Origin of the sequence: Bowmanella pacifica, assembly GCF_014645355.1 — a bacterium.
Classification (GTDB): domain Bacteria; phylum Pseudomonadota; class Gammaproteobacteria; order Enterobacterales; family Alteromonadaceae; genus Bowmanella; species Bowmanella pacifica.
This window is the reverse complement of record NZ_BMLS01000003.1, coordinates 507,308-523,321: the sequence shown is the minus strand read 5'-3', so window position 1 is coordinate 523,321 and position 16,014 is coordinate 507,308. Positions and strand designations below refer to the sequence as shown.

15 protein-coding genes are annotated in these 16,014 nt (G+C 49.9%); 8 read left to right on the top strand and 7 right to left on the bottom strand.

What is annotated here, in order from left to right:
* Positions 1-31: 31 nt before the first annotated feature.
* The 4 genes from IEX02_RS12370 to IEX02_RS12355 all read left to right on the top strand — a co-directional run bounded on the left by IEX02_RS12370 (position 32) and on the right by IEX02_RS12355 (position 4,597).
* Entirely contained in the window at positions 32-1,102 is a 1,071-nt protein-coding gene (locus IEX02_RS12370; protein WP_188695416.1) for a patatin-like phospholipase family protein, read from the top strand.
* 328 nt (positions 1,103-1,430) lie between these two features.
* Positions 1,431-1,904 carry a DUF411 domain-containing protein gene (locus IEX02_RS12365; RefSeq protein WP_188695413.1) on the top strand — a complete coding sequence of 158 codons (474 nt, stop codon included), beginning with the start codon at positions 1,431-1,433 and terminating at the stop codon, positions 1,902-1,904.
* 55 nt (positions 1,905-1,959) lie between these two features.
* Positions 1,960-2,769: a PepSY domain-containing protein gene (locus tag IEX02_RS12360; RefSeq protein WP_188695410.1), complete on the top strand. Its 810-nt coding sequence runs from the start codon at positions 1,960-1,962 to the stop codon at positions 2,767-2,769.
* The gene (locus IEX02_RS12355; RefSeq protein ID WP_188695407.1) at positions 2,756-4,597 is read left to right on the top strand and encodes a 2Fe-2S iron-sulfur cluster-binding protein; all 1,842 of its coding nucleotides are present in this window, start codon (positions 2,756-2,758) and stop codon (positions 4,595-4,597) included. Before IEX02_RS12360 ends, IEX02_RS12355 begins: the two co-directional genes overlap by 14 nt.
* On the opposite strand, the gene hutC is transcribed toward IEX02_RS12355, so the two are convergent.
* Positions 4,552-5,265 (bottom strand): histidine utilization transcriptional repressor HutC, encoded by a 714-nt coding sequence (gene hutC, locus IEX02_RS12350; protein WP_188695405.1) that lies wholly within the window; start codon positions 5,263-5,265, stop codon positions 4,552-4,554. The two genes, IEX02_RS12355 and hutC, sit on opposite strands and share 46 nt — an antisense overlap.
* A gap of 237 nt (positions 5,266-5,502) precedes the next feature.
* Here hutC and IEX02_RS12345 point away from each other — a divergent pair, with 237 nt between their 5' ends.
* Both IEX02_RS12345 and IEX02_RS12340 read left to right on the top strand, forming a co-directional pair.
* On the top strand, positions 5,503-8,181 hold the full coding sequence (locus IEX02_RS12345) for a TonB-dependent receptor (protein WP_188695401.1): 2,679 nt from the start codon (positions 5,503-5,505) through the stop codon (positions 8,179-8,181).
* 160 nt (positions 8,182-8,341) lie between these two features.
* Entirely contained in the window at positions 8,342-8,668 is a 327-nt protein-coding gene (locus IEX02_RS12340) for a cation transporter (RefSeq protein WP_229702209.1), read from the top strand.
* Positions 8,669-8,696: 28 nt separating this feature from the next.
* Here the strand turns inward: IEX02_RS12340 and IEX02_RS12335 are convergent, their stop codons facing one another.
* The 5 genes from IEX02_RS12335 to IEX02_RS12315 all read right to left on the bottom strand — a co-directional run bounded on the left by IEX02_RS12335 (position 8,697) and on the right by IEX02_RS12315 (position 12,763).
* Positions 8,697-9,146 (bottom strand): GNAT family N-acetyltransferase, encoded by a 450-nt coding sequence (locus IEX02_RS12335; RefSeq protein WP_188695395.1) that lies wholly within the window; start codon positions 9,144-9,146, stop codon positions 8,697-8,699.
* 30 nt (positions 9,147-9,176) lie between these two features.
* On the bottom strand, positions 9,177-9,788 hold the full coding sequence (locus IEX02_RS12330) for a DUF1294 domain-containing protein (RefSeq protein ID WP_188695392.1): 612 nt from the start codon (positions 9,786-9,788) through the stop codon (positions 9,177-9,179).
* Positions 9,789-9,957: 169 nt separating this feature from the next.
* Positions 9,958-10,557, bottom strand: a complete 600-nt coding sequence (locus IEX02_RS12325) for a pentapeptide repeat-containing protein (protein WP_188695389.1) — start codon at positions 10,555-10,557, stop codon at positions 9,958-9,960.
* Between the two features lie 304 nt (positions 10,558-10,861).
* Positions 10,862-12,115 (bottom strand): sugar-transfer associated ATP-grasp domain-containing protein, encoded by a 1,254-nt coding sequence (locus tag IEX02_RS12320; RefSeq protein ID WP_229702208.1) that lies wholly within the window; start codon positions 12,113-12,115, stop codon positions 10,862-10,864.
* A gap of 357 nt (positions 12,116-12,472) precedes the next feature.
* Complete coding sequence (locus IEX02_RS12315; protein ID WP_188695385.1) at positions 12,473-12,763, bottom strand: hypothetical protein; 291 nt, start codon at positions 12,761-12,763, stop codon at positions 12,473-12,475.
* Between the two features lie 195 nt (positions 12,764-12,958).
* On the opposite strand from IEX02_RS12315, the gene IEX02_RS12310 reads away from it, so the two are divergent.
* Together IEX02_RS12310 and IEX02_RS12305 are read left to right on the top strand one after the other, a co-directional pair.
* Positions 12,959-13,636 carry a heavy metal response regulator transcription factor gene (locus tag IEX02_RS12310; RefSeq protein WP_188695382.1) on the top strand — a complete coding sequence of 226 codons (678 nt, stop codon included), beginning with the start codon at positions 12,959-12,961 and terminating at the stop codon, positions 13,634-13,636.
* A gap of 1 nt (position 13,637) precedes the next feature.
* On the top strand, positions 13,638-15,044 hold the full coding sequence (locus tag IEX02_RS12305; RefSeq protein WP_188695380.1) for a heavy metal sensor histidine kinase: 1,407 nt from the start codon (positions 13,638-13,640) through the stop codon (positions 15,042-15,044).
* Here IEX02_RS12305 and IEX02_RS12300 read toward each other — a convergent pair.
* Complete coding sequence (locus tag IEX02_RS12300) at positions 15,041-15,754, bottom strand: substrate-binding periplasmic protein (protein ID WP_188695377.1); 714 nt, start codon at positions 15,752-15,754, stop codon at positions 15,041-15,043. The genes IEX02_RS12305 and IEX02_RS12300 overlap by 4 nt on opposite strands.
* Positions 15,755-16,014 lie beyond the last annotated feature (260 nt).

Sequence of the window (16,014 nt, the reverse complement as noted above, 5' to 3'; positions counted from 1 at the left end):
TGTCTGTGAATAACACCCAACAGGTACCCTGATGTCGGTATTGGAACTCTATGCCGGGCCTGCGGCCTATCGGCAGATACAAGATGAAGGACTGCATGCGGATCTGTTCGATTACATGCTCGGCGCGTCCGGCGGGCCCAAGTGGTTTGTGTTGGCCGGACTGGACAGGGTGATTTTTCCACAGCTATTTTCAGGACGAGACAGACCCATTCATGCTATCGGTTCGTCGGCCGGTGCATTTCGCTTCGCCTGTTTTGCCCAGAACGACTCGCTGTCAGCCATCAACCGACTGGCAGAGCGTTATTCTCAAACCGTCTATTCGACCAAACCTGATGCAAGGGAGATCAGCCAAAAAGGCTGGAAACTACTGGATTATGTATTAGGTGAGACGGGCGCCAATGAGATACTCGCTAACCCGGTTGTTAAAGCACATTTTATCGTCGCCCGTTGTCGAGGCTGGTTAGCGCGTGAGAGCAAACCTTTGCAAATGAGCGGGTTACTGGCCAGTGCCGGTGCCAATCTGTTAAGGCGTCGCTGGCTGTCAGGTTTTTATCAGCGTTACAGTTTTGGTGCGCCAGGCAGTGAACTACATATTCAGGATCCTCAGGGAATGGCCAGTTATCAGGTGCCACTCAGTCATGCCAACCTCAAAGCTGCACTGATGGCATCGGGATCTATTCCGCTGATATTGGAAGGGGTTCAGGATATTCCTGGTGCTCCGCCGGGCATGTACCGTGACGGTGGCATCATTGACTATCATTTTGACCTGTCGTTTGGCCCGAAGCCGGGCTTGGTGCTTTATCCACACTTTAATCGCCGTGCTGTCCCTGGCTGGTTTGATAAGTCCCTGAGCTACCGTCGCCCGGCTTGTTCAAGCTATGACAAAGTGCTGATGGTGGTGCCTTCTGCTGAGTTTATTGCGTCACTTCCCTTTGGCAAGATTCCGGATCGCAAAGATTTTGAACAGATGAGTGCCGAGCAGCGCATTCCCTATTGGCAAAAGGTGTTAAGTGAGTCTGACCGTTTGGGTGAGGCCTTCGCGCAGTTGCTGAGCAAACGGGATATCGCCAGTCAGATTCGCCCAATAGGCTTTACTCGCTAGAGGTCTAGGCTGGGCCTATACGCTGAGTCTGACAGCCAAACTACAATTAGATTACATTTCTGTAAGGAATGTTTACATCCCATCTTGTCGTCTCTAAGGTGCCTGTGAACTGAATAATTGGACAGGCCAGTGATTCTTTTTACATCAGAAGTGATCCCCCAGGCTGAGTGGCAATTTGAGAAACCAGTATCTCCGCTTGAGAGGGCTACCCACTTTTTACCCCCTAATGGGGTATTGATCACATGGCACTGTTTTAACACTATTTTCTTGAATTCCTCAGGTGTGTTGTGCAGCCATCACCCTGGACGAGTCTGTTTGGAGATGTGATATGAATAGACCTTTGAGGGGGCTCGTGCTGACCCTGCTGTTAGGTGCAGGAAGCAAGGCGGCGATAGGGCAGTCCAGTGATGTTTTGTCGGTGTACCGCACGCCGCTGTGCGGTTGCTGCAAAACCTGGGAGGCTCATGCCGAGCAGCAAGGTTTGTCATTACAATCCCAAGTGCATGAGGATATTAGCTTTATAAAAGCACAACAGGGTATCGCACCACGTCATCAATCCTGCCACACCACAGTATCGCCACAGGGCTTTGTGTTTGAGGGCCATGTCCCGGCCAAGTTTATTAAGCAGTTTCTAGCCGAGCGTCCTGCCGGCGCCATTGGCCTGACTGTGCCTGCGATGCCACTGGGCAGTCCGGGTATGGAGATGGGCGATCGTTTCACCCCCTATCAGGTATTGCTGTTGTTAAAGGATGGGCAGACAGAGGTTTATGCCAAGGTCACCCATTATGAGGAGCAGTTCTAGTGCGCTGGTTGCTATTTATCGTTAGCAGTAAAAGGCCAGATAGCGGAGGCTGGGTATGTTAAGTGCCACCGCTATTGTATTGATTGTGATTCTGGCCTTGTTGCTGAGCTGGCTTTTTTACCTGCGCCGTCGCCCACAAGGGGCGACGTCGGTTATGGCTAAAGCCCGTAAGTACCACAAATGGCTGATGGGCATTATTGGTATTCAGTTTTTGATTTGGTCAATCAGCGGTGCCTATATGGTGCTGGTGGATATCGACTTTATTCATGGCGACCATCTGGCCAAGCCAGCCGATGCCAAGCTCAATATGGCTGACGTACAAGTGGATATTACCCACATACTGGCGCATTACCCTAAGGCCGAAAATATAACACTCAGCTTGCTTGGCAGTTTACCTGTGTGGCGTTTACAGCTAGACGGCGAGAAACTGATGGTGGATGCCACTAATGGTGCCGCCATGCCGCCATTGTCAGAAAGTCAGGCTATTCGCTTAGCGAAGGATTTATACAGTGGCAGCTCACAGGTCGTGTCCAGTCAGCTTCTCATTGATCATGCGCCGCCTGAACTGTCTCCGCGACACTTGCCCGTGTGGCGTATTGAGTTTGCCGGGATGGTCAGTCCAACCTTGTATATCACCCAGCAACACGGTGAGCTGGTGACCAGACGGCATGACTTCTGGCGCGTGTTTGACCTGATGTGGAAGTTGCACATCATGGATTACGATGACGGCGCAGATATTGATAACTGGTTGCTGCGAATTCTGGCCATTGTCGGTGTGTTGGCTGCACTGTCAGGTTTGATATTGACCATACTGCGTTTTGCTCAACCGACCTCGTCCAAAGGAGGTGCCCATGAAGCTGGTTAAACAACTGCATAAGTGGGTCTCGCTGCTGGTTGGACTGCAATTTATGCTGTGGCTGATAAGTGGTGTGTACTTTAACTTTATGGATCACCATAAAGCTGCTGGCAGCACTTACCTGGCCGATGCCTCTGAGCCTGCAACCTTTACAGCGCTGGCGCCACTGCCTTTTATGCAAGGGGTGGAAGAAGTTCGGCTGGTGCAATTATTGGATAAGCCTTATTACCTGCTGGTAAAACAGCGTCCGCTTTATGCCTATTGGCTGGGGCAATATGAACTGGTGGATGCACTCACCGGCAAACCCAGCCAGATAGACAGTGCTATGGCCGAGCAACTAGCAAGAGCATCCTATACCGGACCGGGCTTATTGTTTGAGGTGACGTTACAGCAGCCGCCTATTGCTGATTTACCTAAAGAGCGCAACGCCGTATGGCGTGTGGCCTTTGATGATGACATTCAGACGGCCGTTTATGTGCGTCAGCAAAGCGGTGAGATTGCCGGTCACGTGGATACCCACAGGCGCTGGCGAGATGTGTTCTTTACCCTGCACTTTATGGACTACGCCAGCGAAGGCAGCTTTAACAATGTTCAAATCATGATTATGGCCGTGCTTAGCCTGTGGCTGGCAGTGACCGGCATAATCTGGATTATTGCGCTGGTGAAAGACGGTCAGTATCGCCCGGCGCTAAGCCAAACCCAGCATGGCTTGCAGCTTCTCAATGTTCAGGGAGTGCCGGCCGGATGTCTTAATCTGGATGGCAATGCCAGCCTATACGATGGCCTGGCTAAAGCCGGGCAGCTTTTGCCATCAAGTTGTGGCGGTGGCGGTACTTGTGGTTTGTGTAAAGTGCAAAGCCCGGATGCACCCGCGTTTACCTCTGCCGATGCCGAGGTGTTGTCAGAGCAGGAATTAGCCCAGGGCTGGCGGCTGGCTTGTCAGCATCAGGTTAAAGACTTCAGCGGGGTCAGTTTGCCCGCGCAATGTCAGAAAGTTGAACGCCATGAATTGCAGTTAACTTCGGCCCGTTTTGTGACTGGCAATATCAAAGAACTGACTTTTAGAACCCTTGCCGGCATGCCGTTGGCTTATCAGGCCGGTGCCTATATGCGTTTTGATATTCCCGCAGGTCACCAACCTTCTGTGCTGCCCGAGCCTGTTGGTCAAAGTGTTGAAGATAATAGCAAACCCTTTGAGCGCCGTGCCTGTCAGAGAAATTACTCGCTGGCTGTGCCTGAAGGCGAGCGTGAGCTGGTATTTAACATTCGTTTACACTGCGCGCCGAGTCAACATCTTCCACCGGGGATGGGGTCCAACTATCTGTGCCATCTGCAGCCGGGGGATACTGTCACAGCCTTTGGTCCCTTCAGCGAGTTTAAAATGATCGAAGGCAGCCAGAAACCCGTGGTTTTGCTGGGCGCAGGCTCTGGCATGGCGCCCTTGCGAGCCATTTTACTGGCGCTTTTGCAGCAACAAGACGCACAGCGGGCGGTGCACTTTTTCTACGGCGCACGTTGTGAAGATGATTTGCTGTATTACGAAGAGATGATGCGCCTTAGTGCTTTGCATAGTCGTTTGTCGTATTACCCGGTGTTATCACAGCCAAGCGGGCAGTGGACCGGCGCAACCGGCTATGTACAGGACACGTTGATGCTTAATCAAGAGCTGTTGGGTGAGCTGACAGAACTGGAATATTACCTTTGTGGTCCGGTAGAAATGATGCAGCAGACCATCGCTATGCTCAAGGCCGCTGGCGTGGCTGACGAGGCCATTCGGTTTGATAGCTTTGGTCAGTTTCCATCCTCAGGAACAGACAAACATGAGGTTAAGCGATAGCGGCCGGCTGGATAATACAAAATGGCAATACTGACTGGCACGCCCCTAGAACTGATATGCCGGGTGAGTTTCAGGCAAGGTGAGTCATCTTGAATAGCCAGGCTATGTTTGAGTGCCGGGCTGGGGTTGATGGCTTCCAGTGTCAACTGCGCTTCACTAAGTGGAACCAAGGAACTGAGGTAGGTATGGGTGGTGATGCGGGTAAAGTCCTGTTGCAGAAAGTCTGGAAAATATTCGGCATTAACGAAGCGTTCTTCCAGTTGGATGGGATGGTTATTTTCAAAGTGCAGGATCACCACCTTAAACAGGGTACCGCCGTCGGCTGCCAGGGCAGCGGCAATATTGGGGTTAGGAAACAAACGCATACGACTGATGAGTTTGGCCGAATGTTGATGGCCGCGGCGCTGAATTTCATCGGCAATATTGTGAATGTGCAGCAGCGAACTGCGATAAATGGGCGCGTTGACAAAACTGCCGACTCCGGCAATACGAGTCACTTTTTCGTCTGCAACCAAGGTGTCGACTGCTTTGCGGGCAGTCATGCGACTGGCTGCGAAGTGTGCGGCCAGTTCACTCTCGGAGGGTACGGGATGCCCCTCTTGCCATTCACCGCTGTCGATTCGTTCAGCGATGAAACTGGCAATGGCTTTGTACTTGGGTAACACCATTTGCGTTTATCCAGTGCCGGAAGCCACCGTGCCTGGCACGGCTTAGGAACTGCCGATTTTATCGGCAAATTGCTTAAAAACATCAACTTACGCCTTTGATACGGGTTTGTAAATACATGCTATCAAGGTGCAGATTGAGTATTAAGCACCCCTGTATATACAGGTATATAAAACACAAACCGCACTATTCGCAGTACAAAAACACGCGGTGTAAATGCAACAAGAGAAGGGGTCAACATGAAACGTTCTGCTATCTATCAGGCGCTGATACTAACGGGAGTTCTGCCGTTAAGTGGTGTGTCATACGCTCAACAGGCTGACAACCAGGCACAAGCCGACGAGCGCGTTGAGAAAATCTCGGTGACAGGTTCGCGAATAAAACGAGCCGACATGGAAACAGCTAGCCCGGTAACGGTACTTAGCGCCGACCAAATTGCCGTGTCCGGTATAAGTAATGTGGAAAATTTGCTGCAGGAGATGTCCTTCTCCGCCGGGGTGGCAGGTAACGCGACCAATGCTTACTGGACCAGTGGTGGTTATGGTACGGCCCAGGTAAACCTGCGGGGCTTAGGGGTGAAACGCACCTTGGTCTTGCTAAATGGTCGTCGCGTGGTGGGCGGTGGTACCGGTGCCAATAGCAGCGTTGATTTAAATATGATCCCGACCTCCATTATTGAGCGAATCGAAGTGCTCAAAGATGGTTCCTCTGCGGTGTATGGCGCGGATGCGGTGGCTGGTGTGGTGAATATCATCACCAAACAGGCGTTTCAGGGCGCGGAATTTAACCTTAAGGCCGGCATGGCCGATGAGGGGGATGGCGAAAACCAGGATATGTCATTAACCCTGGGGGGCAGCTTCGATAGGGGCTCATCCGTAACCAGCATTAACTATTCTAATACCGAGGCGGTTAGGCAGTCAGACCGTATCGAATGTTCCAAGGCCGGTACACCGGATGGCACGCTTGAATGTTTTGGTAGCGCCACCACCGAAGGAGGTAGGGCGCTACTGGCAGATGGGTCCAGTGTGCAATTTAACCAAAACCCGGATACCGCCAACCATGGTGATGATTACGGCCCTTATAATTCCGCCGAACATGGCTTTAAGTACATCAGTTATCTGAACGCGGTCAGTCCCATTGAGCGTTTTAATATCAGTAACTTCACCCGTTATGAAATGACTGACAGTAGCAGCCTGTTTTTGGAAGCTATCTACACTAAACGTAAAGGCGAGCAGATTGTCACGCCGCGGGCTATCAGGCCGGTGATGGTGGACGCAGATTTTCGCTATAACCCCACAGGGCAGGACCTGGAAATTACCCGCCGTCGCAATACCGAGCTGGGGGCGCCCTATTTCTTTCAGGAAACCGACACCGTGCGCGTGGTATTGGGTATTGAGGGGGAGCTGTCCAACAATTGGAGCTGGGATCTGGCCTTTAACTTTGGCCGTAATACCGCCACCGATGGCTGGACCTTTGATCTGGATAACGCCAAAGTGGCACAAACCCTGGACGACAGCATTTGTACCTATGACAACAGCAATGGTATTCCCTGTGGTGACTGGTTTGGTGTAAACGAACTGACGCCTGAGGTCATTGACTATGTGAAGTATCGCCGCGAAGGAACCGGCGGTAACCAAATGCGCTCCTGGACCGCCAACTTATATGGTGATCTGATGGAATTGCCGGCCGGTACCTTAGCCTTTGCGGCAGGGGTGGAGCGTCGCGCCGAAAAAGGCTGGCGTGACCCAGACTCAACCGTGTTGCGTAACGGTGCAGAAGAGGCCATCGCCGGCAGTTACAAAGTGTCGGAAGCCTATATGGAACTGTCGGTACCTTTATTGGCTGACGTCCCCTTGGTTGAAGAGTTGACCGCTGAAATTGCGGCTCGTTATTCTGACTACGACACAGTGGGGGGAAAATCCACCTACAAGCTTGGTTTAACCTGGCGTGTGGATGAGAGTCTGATGCTGCGAGGCGTGCGTTCAACGGCTTTCCGGGCCCCGGTCATTACCGAACTGTTTGGCGGTACTAACGGTGAAAACTTACGTACCATCGACCCTTGTGAGAATGCCTCTGGGACTATTTTGCAAAACTGCCTGGCCGACGGTGTGCCGGCTGACTTTGTACAAGATGGCAACACCATACTGACCAATGTGGGCGGCAATCCCAATCTGGGGGCTGAAACCGCCGATACCTTTACCCTGGGTGTAGTGTGGGAGCCTCAATTTGTTGAAAACCTGTCTGCGACCTTGGACTACTTTGATATTCAACTGGATGATTCTATTACCTCGGTAAATGGTTCGGATCAGTTGAAGCTTTGCTATGAAGACCCGGTTGGTAATGCGCGCTTCTGTGATACCTTCACGCGCCATCCTGTCAGTAAGCAGGTGGTGACCATTGAACAGCGTCCCGTGAATGCTGCCGTGGAGTCAGTCAGAGGGGTAGATCTTAACCTGATGTACGGTTTTGAGCTGATGGGATGGCAGGCCCGCACGAATCTGGAAGCGACGCGTTTAATTGAGCATGAACGTATTCCGTTTGCCGGTCAGCCCACCATAGATTTACTGGGTTATATCACCGAAGACCAGGGGAGCTATACCGAATGGCGCGGTAATCTTAGCTTCTCCATGCGTAAAGGTGATTGGTCTGGCACTTATTCCCTGCGTTATATCGGTCCGGCGGACGATGTTAATGCTACCGAAGCCGATCCTTTGGGGATGGCGGTTGGCAGTGTCAGCTATTCAGATATTCAGGCCAGTTATCTGGTGACACCGCAGTTAAAGATCTCGGCTGGGGTGGATAACCTGTTTGACAAAAAAGCCCCTTATCTGACGTCTTGGAATGACGCCAATACCGATGTGATGACTTACGACCTATTAGGACGTCGCGGTTACGTCAGTGTGAATTACCAGTTTTAGACTCAGTCTCCCGACCTGAGGTGCAGACCGGCCATTTGTTGATGGCCGGTTTTTTTATCTACCTCGGCTGAAGGGACTATACCTATAGAAACCGACCTTAAATCGGGCTGAAGAGTTTATGAGTGATGTCGAGCATAGGGTTGGTGTAAAGGAGGCCAACTTGGTTAAGCGAACCTTAACACTGACAGGACTTCAAGAACGTGAAAGGGTGTCGATGTGTGAGGAAATTGACCAGCTTCTGGGCATCGACGAGGTATTATTTATTCATCGAGCAGACAAATTGCTACTGGCTTACGATCCCACCCATGTGGACTTGGATGATATTGAGGCGGTGGTGCAGCGCCATGGTGGCGAATTTGCGGCCAACTGGTGGAACAGAGTGAAAGCTGGCTATTACCGTTTTGTTGATCAAAATGTCAGGGACAACGCCAAGCATGAGCCCCATTGTTGTCATAAGTTACCGCCGGGCCGTAACCGCCACAAGTAATGTCTTTGCGGACAGAATATGAGGTTGTTTACAACCTGGCACATAGCATGACCATGTCCAGGCAGCGTATACCGTTTTCATAAATTTCCTGCGGATAATCAGCAAAGACGTCGTGCTTGATATGGTCCAGTCGAAAACCGCATTTTTGATAAAGCGCCAGTTGTGACAAGCTCGAGTTGCCCGTACCCACATACAGGCAACCATGGCCACTTAGTCTGGCTATTTCTTTAACCTTTTGAATTAAGCGTTTAGCCACGCCCTGTCCCCGGTAATCCCGGCAAACTGCGATGTTTTTAAGCTCGGCCTGGCCATTACTATCAGTTAAAACCGCAACACCAATAAATTCACCTTGCCAGGATGCGACGATGACTTTTGATGTGGGCAGGTAGGCGTCGACAGCGGCTTTGTTAGGATCAGCCTCTAACAACAGGGTCATTAGCACATCGTTGACAGGTTGGTGATACTGTTCAATTTTCATATGGGTGAATAGACTCAGAGGGCGGTTAGCTCAGCCGTGGATAAAGACCAGAAACTGGCGACCAGACTGGCTAAAAAGCCACAAAAATGCTGCCAAGTTAATGATAACTGTTGCCCAGTACACGCGTTTAAAGGACAGTTTGCTGGACTTATGCCTAAGCTTGTTTTGTGCGTAAAACGCGCCGGGCCAGCCACCTAGCAGGGCGCACAAGTGCAAAGTGCGCTCCGAAATACGCCAACGATCATGCTGGGCGGCGGATTTATCCACGGCATACATCACAAAGGCTATTAGGCTGGCACCCAGATAAAGCAGCAACAGTTGCAGCGGTAATACTTTCAACAGCGTAAAGACAGCTAAAAGTGCACAGAACGCCAGAACAATAAAAGTCCCCGGAGTGCGTGAGTCCGCAGCTGGCGACTGTTTTGCTTTGCGATCAAGGGCTAGGTTGATATTGGTGGCTTTGTATTTGCCTGGTGACTCCAACACCGGCTCATAAACAATCACATCGCCTTCTTTTGGTCTTCTGGACGGGCGAACAAACGCTTTGATATGCACAAAAGCGCGTTGTCCACCCCCGTTGGGTTCGACAAAACCAAAGCCTTTTTCATCATTCCAGTTTGTTAGCCGTCCCTGGTATTTCAATTTGTTCTCCTGATTGGCTTTGACGCTGCTCGAAAGTGGGTTGTGATTATATCTAGTCAGCACGCTCCACTGTATCCTGAGCGTCCTTCAATTTTTACGTCCAGTGTCGCGTTATTAGTAATCCCCTAGTGTGGATTCTTTTTTAGCAACAGAGTGTTCGCCTTGAGGATTAATCAACCAATTCAATGCCTAAGCTTTCTAACAAGTACAGTGCTTCGTAGCGCGAGAACTTAGCCTTCTGTACATTGTTATTCAGGACGTCGATGGTATAGGCCGTTGAATCGGTAAAATCGACGGCTTGTAAATTTGTTCTCATAAACAAACTATGTCTAAAGTCACTCTGTATCATACTTGCACCGGCAAAGTCGCCTTCGCGAAAGTCAACATCATGCAACTTACAGTCGTTAAAAAGAAGGGCATGTAAGGTCAGACCGAAAAAAGACGAATCATTTAAGATGCAGCGCGTAAAGCTAAGCTCAAAATCTGCATGATACGCAGGCCACGAGGCTCTCGTCCAATCCACGCCCACCAATTTGCACTCGTTGAATTTAAGTCCGAACAGCGTAGAGCCTGAAAACTTCATCAGGCTTAAATTACAGCGTTCAAAGGTGCAATGAGTGAATTTGCAATAGGTAAATTCAGAGGCTGAAAAGTCACAGTCAGAGAAGTGACACTCTTCAAACTCGATGTCGCGATAAGGTGTGTCAGGTAATGTCACCTTTTCAAAGGAGGTGTCGAAATAGTGCTCACCGCTTGTAAATCTTGTCATTGTGTTCGCTTATTGGCCGTACAGTACTGTAGACAATAAAATACCCGTCTATGTCAGGCGTTTCACTGCACTTCTATTTGGTCATCTTGTAGCATGCCACACAGCGTTTTCCTAGCATAAGCGCCAGTATGCTGGGTAGTGGGGGTGAAAGGACGCCATCTAGTCTTGCGTACCCAGGCTGGCAGCGCCAAACGGCACAGACGATCTGCCAGACAGGTAGCCATTACTGCAACGCCAGTAGTGAAGGACGTACTTATTGTGTGTTCAATTGCACCGAGCCTATCGTCTAGCGACCTTATTGGTATTACCAAAGCCAATGGTGTTTACGGATCCCTCGTCGATGATTTCTTGGTGATACTTCGTCGTTATTCCCTGAATAAAGTAAGTTCTTGAGGCCTCGCTGTGCCAATAAGGCTTCAAATGCTTCATCAACAAAGGGCTGGCGATAGGCATGTTGTGATAAATCAATATCGCCAAAGGCATTTACCTCCAGAACTTTGGGACCATCATTGCAGATTGCAATATCCCACCCGGGGCAAAGAAAACCGGGAAAGGCTTTTTGGCCGTCAATGACTATGCGTCTGATTTCTTGCCAAAAAGGGAGCATAAACCCGACTAGTGATTGTCCGGTTTCAGGGTGTTTGAGCAGGCTGACTTGCTCTAAGCCGGTTCCCGCGATAGCGCGAGTGATCTGCCCAGTTTCAACATCAACAGCGGCGAGCATATTGCCACTGGCACCGTGTTCAAAATTATCTGAATCCCGTTGTCCCTGATTAATTTTGAACATAGCTCTGGTAACCTGCACGCCACTGACACCTAAAAATGTGTGAACTCGCACACCAGACACTTTCGCAGTGCCGGTGAGCCTTTCGATGTCCTTGTGTGAGCTTAACGGCTCTTGAAATATCCAACCTAAGGTTCGACCATCATCGGTGTTGTTGCAAAAGGCCTTGACGGATTCTTTGACACCATTTGCCAGTTTTACTGTGTTACCGTCTGATTCTTCAATCAGAACATTCCCTCTGCCATAGGCTCCAAATGCACGTTTTACGTAGCAGGGTAAGTTGGTCGGGTCAGACAAAAATTCTGCCATCTCCTGGTGGGAGTGAATTTGTGCAATGCAAGAAGGACGGAGTGTACGATAGGTGGCCTTTATTTTCGGCGTGGGGATATTCAACCCCTGAAGCAGACCGTACATACTTACTTTATCTAGGCTGAGGATCTTAGAATAATCATCTATCAACATATCCTCAATAACAGCCTGAGCGCGTTGCCCGGCGAATTTTTGTTTTTGCACAAATGAAATATCGTCTTTGTACAGTTGAAAGTCGATGTATTCGCTCAGCCCCAACTTAAGACCGGTGAACCTTAGTCTCAAAGCCTCCACAAGTAAGCTCGTCAGGGGTCTGCCTGATACTTTCGATGCATTTACATAGTTGCTTAACATGGTCTCTCCCAAGCCTGGTAATGGCGTGTGTCCTGTTATTATTTGGCTGTTAACCAGTTTGGCCCCATCAATCAACTTGATTAAAAGGCAACTGAATGCAACCAAGTCCATTTCGGATATAAAGCAATTCGCTTCTAGACTTTAGAAATGGTTACAACAAGACTCAGTATCGGAGGTGATGCCACTGCACTAACGCGATGATTACCAACCTAAAGTGATACTTTGTTGCTAACTATCCGGTTGCTAACTCTTTAAATCGCAATAAGTTGAACGAACCGGACAAACTAATTTTAGCTCCAGCCACTAATTTTGCATTTTGAGTCTGTTCTCTTGTGACGTTCAGGGCATTTTGATGGAGGGGATGAGACTAATTCGTTGATGATTGCTTCTTCAGGGCGTGCGCCCGATTAGCTAAAAGTGGAGGTAAAGTCCGAGATGACCTGTGCTGACAGGCCATCTTTAGTGCTGTTAGTGTTGGTGCTTTTGTTTTTCTTGATGGTCATGGCCATCGTGACCCTGATGTTTGCTGTTTTCTTTGACCTTCTTATGATGTTTCTGTTCGGCGCATTTTTTCATCATGGCCTGTTTTGCGGCCTCATCCATTTTTTCATGCTGCATCTTGTCGTGCTGCATCGCTTCGCAGCGCATGTGGCTATGGGTATCGTTGGTGTGTGCTTTCTCTTTATGATCATGCGCAAGAGCAGGTGTGGCCAGAGTTAAACCAGACAGCATCACTAGGGCAGAGAACAGGTTTTTCATAACATTTCCTCGATATCAGTCAGCGTAGAATTTGCAGCGTTCCGGCCGCTATAGCGCGACCTAACCCTGAAAATAACAAGCCAAGCTTATAATTCCGGCCTGACCCATCCATGACAGCCGCATTACAAAGCTGTAATGGTGATCACAGGCAAGTCAGGTAACATGCGGTTAAGGGGCCAGAAAGTGCGGTTGCATATGCGGATACTTGTTATTGAAGATGAAGTGAAAATCGGTGATTACCTGCGAAAAGGTTTAGAAGAGGCAGGGTTTTCCATACAACTTTGCCGCACCGGCCTGGATGGTTACCACGCTGCCGTAACCGAGCCCTTTGATTTGGTTATTCTGGATGTGATGCTCCCGGATGCCGATGGCTGGCAGGTACTCAAACGATTGCGTGATAAAGATCTGCAAGTGCCGGTGATGTTCCTCACTGCTAAAGACAGTCTGGAAGACAAAATTCATGGTCTGGAGTCCGGGGCGGATGATTATTTGGTTAAGCCTTTTGCCTTTGCCGAGTTGCTGGCCAGGGTTCGCACCTTGTTGCGCAGGGGCACCAAGCAAGTGCTGTCTGATGCCTTAGTGATTGACGATCTGAAGCTCGACTTACCCCGCCGCCGCGCCAGTCGTCAGCAAAAGCGTCTGCATCTGACACAAAAAGAATTTGCTCTGCTGGAGCTGTTGGTGCGCCATCGCGGTGAGGTGTTAACACGTTCATTAATTGCCTCGCAGGTATGGGATATGAACTTTGACAGTGACACCAACGTGATTGATGTGGCGATTCGTCGTTTGCGCGCCAAAGTGGATGACCCATTTGAACTGAAACTTATCCATACCGTGCGTGGCATGGGTTATAAATTGGATACCGAGGAATAGCGTGCGTCTGATTGATAAAATCCTCTCCCTGCGTTCTCGAATGCTGTTGCTGGTAGGCGGTACCCTCATCCTTTGTTTTGTGTTGGTGGGGGTGCTGGTGGATCGCCAGGTAAAAGATCACTTTACCGAACAAGATGTGGCCGAGCTGGCGGTGGTTAGTCAGGCGGTGCGTGAGCGACTTCACCCCTTTAAACAAATGCCATCACCCGAGCAGTTAGTCCAAGTGCTGTCCGGTGCAGAATCCGGATTTCATGGCATGTACTTTAGTTTGTACGATAAACGAGGACAGCAGATATACAGCAACAGTGCACTGGCGCAGATACCAGTGCTAAGAACCCGGGCTATGGACAAGGTGGAAGACGCGCAGCCTGTGGTGTGGAATGAGCAATCAGAGCACCTACGTGGCATCTTGCTCACTATAACCTTGCCTGGTGGCGAACCTGGCGAGATGGCGGTTTCACGCAATATCGATTTTCATCAAACTTTCCTCGGTGGCTTTCATCAAACCTTGTGGCTGACGTTGTTGATGATATGGATTATCACTTTATTAATGGGGGCGATTGCCATTCGCTTAGGTTTAGGGCCGCTGCACCGTCTTAGCCGGCAAATAAGTGGCATTACCACCGAGCGCTTAGATTTACGTTTGGATCCCACTCAGGTGCCAAGAGAACTGTCTGAATTGGTGGTGTCCTTTAACCAGATGATCAGCGAAGTGGAGCTGGGTTTTGAACGCCTGAAGCATTTTTCTGCCGACATTGCCCATGAGCTGAGAACGCCGCTGACGGTATTGGCAATGCAAAGCCAGGTGGCGTTGAATCAGGCCCGTAACCCGGATGAGTATCGGGAAGTGCTGTATTCCAATCTGGAGGAATATGAACGTCTGACCGCCATGGTGAAAGACATGCTGTGGCTGGCCAAGACAGATAATGGCCTGGTGGCATTGGAACTAGAGTCTTTCGAGCTGGCGGAGGATGTGGATAAACTGGCCGAATATATGGGGGTGCTATCCGAGGAGCGGCATATCCATATTCGTCGTAGCGGACAATCTTTGCTACTGGCTGACCGCGGATTGATCCAGCGCGCCCTGAGCAATCTGCTTGGCAATGCCATACGGCATGCCCGTGAGGGAAGTGAAGTGTTAGTGTTGCTCTCGCAAACACCACAACAGTCATTGATTGAAGTTATCAATCAAGGGGAGCCCCTTACTGAAGAACAGCAATCTCATCTTTTCGAGCGATTTTATCGGGCTGATGGCGCTCGTTCACGGAGCAAAGAGGGAACAGGATTGGGTTTGGCAATGGTAAAATCCATTGTTGAGCTGCATCAGGGGAAAATCAGTGTAGCGTCACAGCAGGGACGCATCAGTTTTAAGATAGCCTTACCTAAGTCTATGCCACCAAGCAGTTAACGCGACGGCTCAATGGGTTGTGACAGACGCAGCAAGCGCAACCCCTCATCCAGTTTACTCATTGCTGCTTTGGCGGATGGACGTTCGCGACTAAAAGCCACATGGATATCACTGATATGATTAATGGGGCCTTTACGGATACTGCTTAGCGGCAATTTCAATTGCTGCAGGTGATATTCGGCAACCCGGTCAAACATAATTGCAGACTGTACCCTGTCCCGGCGCAGCAACTTGATAATTTGATTTTGACTGGACACCGCCACTTCGCTGAAACGATAACGCTGTTTGTCATACAGATCGCCGTATTCATAACCGATGATAATCGCTACCGTCATGCGATTTGGGGCATTGAGAATGGACTCGAAGTTCAGTGATGAATTAGGGGGAAAATAAAACGACGCGGTGGCCTGCAAAAGCGGCTCATCACCAAACAGAAAATCACGCTCGGTGGACTCTTGTCGCGTGACATTAAAAGCGCCGTCTACATCGCCTTGTTTGGTTAGGTGCAGGGCACGGGCGTAAGGCACAATCACAAAGGTGACTTTCGTGCCGGTTAGGGCGTAGGCCTTTTCAATAATATCGCGGGAGATCCCTTGTCCGTCTGCTTTAGCATAAGGCGGCCAACTGCTTTCTGCGGCCAGAATAACAGTGGTCTGGGCATAACTGGATTGAGCGGCGAATAACAACCAGCCAAGCAAAAATAAACGCATGAAATCCATCTGCAAGTGTTTGAGCCAATCTAACCATATTAACCGCACTGAAACCACAAGACTTTGATTTACCTCAGAGATTTTTCAGGTTTAAGGCGTGTTTTCAATGCGTGGCAGTAAACGATAGCTTAGTGGTGATCGTTGTTGTTTTATATGTGAAAAAGACGTCCGGGTCGCTTAACGCGTCCGGCCTGCAGTCCATCGGGTTGTGGCCTGTATAATTTGCAATTGATATCTATTCTCATTATCATCCTTGCCGA

Coding starts and splice junctions, on each gene's coding strand:
- IEX02_RS12370 (WP_188695416.1), top strand. CDS start 32: ATGTCGGTATTGGAACTCTATGCCGGGCCTGCGGCCTATCGGCAGATA.
- IEX02_RS12365 (WP_188695413.1), top strand. CDS start 1,431: ATGAATAGACCTTTGAGGGGGCTCGTGCTGACCCTGCTGTTAGGTGCA.
- IEX02_RS12360 (WP_188695410.1), top strand. CDS start 1,960: ATGTTAAGTGCCACCGCTATTGTATTGATTGTGATTCTGGCCTTGTTG.
- IEX02_RS12355 (WP_188695407.1), top strand. CDS start 2,756: ATGAAGCTGGTTAAACAACTGCATAAGTGGGTCTCGCTGCTGGTTGGA.
- hutC (WP_188695405.1), bottom strand. CDS start 5,265: ATGGTGTTACCCAAGTACAAAGCCATTGCCAGTTTCATCGCTGAACGA.
- IEX02_RS12345 (WP_188695401.1), top strand. CDS start 5,503: ATGAAACGTTCTGCTATCTATCAGGCGCTGATACTAACGGGAGTTCTG.
- IEX02_RS12335 (WP_188695395.1), bottom strand. CDS start 9,146: ATGAAAATTGAACAGTATCACCAACCTGTCAACGATGTGCTAATGACC.
- IEX02_RS12325 (WP_188695389.1), bottom strand. CDS start 10,557: ATGACAAGATTTACAAGCGGTGAGCACTATTTCGACACCTCCTTTGAA.
- IEX02_RS12320 (WP_229702208.1), bottom strand. CDS start 12,115: ATGGACTTGGTTGCATTCAGTTGCCTTTTAATCAAGTTGATTGATGGG.
- IEX02_RS12315 (WP_188695385.1), bottom strand. CDS start 12,763: ATGAAAAACCTGTTCTCTGCCCTAGTGATGCTGTCTGGTTTAACTCTG.
- IEX02_RS12310 (WP_188695382.1), top strand. CDS start 12,959: ATGCGGATACTTGTTATTGAAGATGAAGTGAAAATCGGTGATTACCTG.
- IEX02_RS12300 (WP_188695377.1), bottom strand. CDS start 15,754: ATGCGTTTATTTTTGCTTGGCTGGTTGTTATTCGCCGCTCAATCCAGT.